The sequence below is a fragment of the Caulobacter sp. D5 genome, from assembly GCF_003185805.1.
GTDB lineage: Bacteria > Pseudomonadota > Alphaproteobacteria > Caulobacterales > Caulobacteraceae > Caulobacter.
In genome coordinates this window covers 1-2,549 of record NZ_QHJY01000534.1, presented here as the reverse complement: position 1 = coordinate 2,549, position 2,549 = coordinate 1, and the positions used below count along the sequence as shown (strand labels likewise).

Annotated in this window: 4 protein-coding genes; 2 read left to right on the top strand and 2 right to left on the bottom strand. The window is 69.7% G+C overall.

All coding sequences use genetic code 11. The annotated features are described in order from the left end of the window. The coding region (locus DMC18_RS24900) for a TetR/AcrR family transcriptional regulator (protein ID WP_146218220.1) at positions 1-314 on the bottom strand (314 nt) is incomplete at its 3' end. 83 nt (positions 315-397) lie between these two features. Here DMC18_RS24900 and DMC18_RS24895 point away from each other — a divergent pair. Together DMC18_RS24895 and DMC18_RS24890 are read left to right on the top strand one after the other, a co-directional pair. After that, positions 398-1,045: a glutathione S-transferase C-terminal domain-containing protein gene (locus DMC18_RS24895; RefSeq protein ID WP_233245162.1), complete on the top strand. Its 648-nt coding sequence runs from the start codon at positions 398-400 to the stop codon at positions 1,043-1,045. 63 nt (positions 1,046-1,108) lie between these two features. Then, positions 1,109-1,468, top strand: coding sequence for a hypothetical protein (locus tag DMC18_RS24890; protein ID WP_110118327.1), 360 nt, complete (start codon positions 1,109-1,111; stop codon positions 1,466-1,468). A 178-nt stretch (positions 1,469-1,646) separates the two neighbouring features. On the opposite strand, the gene DMC18_RS24885 is transcribed toward DMC18_RS24890, so the two are convergent. After that, positions 1,647-2,243 carry a DNA-3-methyladenine glycosylase I gene (locus tag DMC18_RS24885; protein WP_110118326.1) on the bottom strand — a complete coding sequence of 199 codons (597 nt, stop codon included), beginning with the start codon at positions 2,241-2,243 and terminating at the stop codon, positions 1,647-1,649. Positions 2,244-2,549: the final 306 nt, after the last annotated feature.

The window sequence follows — 2,549 nt, the reverse complement described above, 5'->3', positions numbered from 1 at the left end:
GACAGATAGATGTACAGCGCCGCGCGATAGACCCGCTCCAGCGCCTGGCGCAGCGTGCCGCCGGCCCGGAAGGCCTGCACCATCGCCCCGCGCGAGGCGTCCATATAGGCGTCGATGGCGGCGGAGAAGAGCGCCTGCTTGTCGCCGAACGCCCCGTAGAGACTAGGGCGGTTCATGCCGGTGGCGGCGCTGAGGTCGTCCAGCGAGGCGCCGGCGTAGCCCTGGGTCCAGAAGGTCTCGGTGGCCTTGGCCAGGGCGACCTGGGGATCGTAGGCGCGCGGGCGGCCTCGGCGCTTGGCGGGTTGTTCCGACATCTCGACTCTCTCCAGCCCGGCGCTGCTTTTTGTACCATTTCGCAGCTTATTCCTTGACCTCGGTTATTTTTATGCGAAACAGTATGAAAATGCAAACGGAGGCGGCGATGGACCTGTATTTCTCTCCGATGGCCTGTTCGATGGCGACGCGGATCGCCGCCTACGAGGCGGGCGCGCCGATCAACTTCATCCAGGTCGACACCAAGGCCAGGCCCAAGCGGACGCACGACGGCGCGCCGTTCCTGGCGATCAATCCGATGGGCCAGGTGCCGGTGCTGCGCACGGGCGACGGCGAGCTGATCTATGAGAACGCGGTGATCCTGCAGCATGTGGCCGACCTGTTCCCGGCCGCCGGCCTGATCGCCCCCGACGGTCCCGAGCGTCGCCGCGCCCAGAGCTGGCTGAGCTTCGTCGGCGCCGAGCTGCACGCCCGGACCTTCGGCGTGCTGCTGGCCGCCAGCGCGCCGGAAGACGCCAAGGCCCTGGCCCGAGCCTCGGCCGCCGAGCGCTTCGCCGTGCTGGAGGCGCACCTGGCCGGACGCGCGTTCCTGCAGGACCGCTTCGGCGTCGCCGACGCCTATCTCTTCGTGATGCTGGTCTGGGCTCGTTACCTGGCGATGGACTTGACGCCCTATCCCGCCCTCTCCGCCTATCGCGACCGCCTGCAAGTCCGCCCCTCGGTGGCGCGGGCGCTGGGCGAGGAATTCACGCTCTTCAAGGCCGCCGCCTAGGCGCGGCGGCCGACTGGCCACCTGTAAGCGTACCTCCCCAACCTCCTCCCCGGAGCTTTCCCCATGCGTAGTCTTCTCTTCGCCGTCGCGGCCTTGGCCGCGACGGGCGGCCCCGTCATGGCCGAACCCCAGCCTGCGAAACCCCAGGCGACAGGCGCCTGGCTGACCCTCAGCGCCCCCGCGCCCCGCGACTACATCGTCTTCGACGGCGCGGCCTGGCGCTGCGAGGGCCAGGTCTGCCGCTCGCTCCAGGTGAAGTCGCTGCCGCCCCTGCGCAGCTGCCGGCGCCTGGCGCGCGAACTGGGAACTGTGACGGGCTTCAGCTATCGCGGCGTGGCGTTGTCCGACGCCCAGCTGGCCGACTGCAACCCGGTGCGCTTCGCCAGAACGCCGAGCCCGGCCGAGGTCGCGGCGGCGCGTTAGGCGGCGGCGGGCAGTCCTCCGCCCTGCGCCACCCAAACCCGAGCATCCCCGCGAAGGCGGGGATCCAAGCCGAGGCCGCGGATGATCCACGGCCGCGCCCTCGCCTGAAATTCAGCTTGGGTCCCCGCCTTCGCGGGGATGCTCGGAGAAAAATGGCCGAGTTTCCGACGCGCGCGCCCTACCCCCGCTCCCCGCCCAACGCCCGGCACTCGTCATGCCTAAAGCACGTCACGAAGTGGTCGTTGACCATGCCGACGGCCTGCATGAAGGCGTAGACGATCACCGGGCCGCAGAACTTGAAGCCCTTGGCCTTCAGGGCCTTGGCCATCTCGACGGCCAGGGGCGTCTGGGCCGGGACGTCGCCCATGCCTGTCCAGGCGTTCTGGATCGGGGCGCCGCCGACGATGCCCCACAGGAACTGCGAGAAATCCTCGCCCCGGTCGCGCATGTCGAGATAGATCCGCGCGCCGTTGATGGCCGCGTCGATCTTGGCGTTGGAGCGGATGATGCCGGCGTCGGCCATCAGCCGGGCGCGGTCCTCGGCCCCGAAGCGGGCGACGATCTCGGGGTCGAAATCGGCGAAGGCGGCGCGGAAGGCCTCGCGCTTCTTGAGGATGGTGATCCACGACAGCCCGGCCTGAAAGCCGTCGAGCACCAGCTTCTCCCACAGGGCGCGGCTGTCGTACTCGGGCACGCCCCACTCGGTGTCGTGATAGGCCTCGTACAGCGGGTCGCCGTTCATGCCCCGCCAGGTGCAGCGATGGATCTCAGTCATGCGGCGACGCTAGCAGAACAGCGTCCGAAAACCAGAACTTTTGAGGAACACGCGCGACGCCACGGCGAAAACGGCCGTCTCGCGCGTTGATCCCCCGCAGAGGGACGCCAACGAGGAGAAGCCGCCCATGCGCCGCTTCCAAACCCTGGTCATGCTGGCCCTGGCCACCGCGACCATGACCGCCGCCCCGGCGCTGGCCCAGCGCCACGACCGCGACGACAATCCGCCCGGACCGCGCGGCGGACCGGGCACCAACTGGGAGAACCCGCCCGGATGGCGCGGCGGCCCCGGCGCCTCGCCCGACCG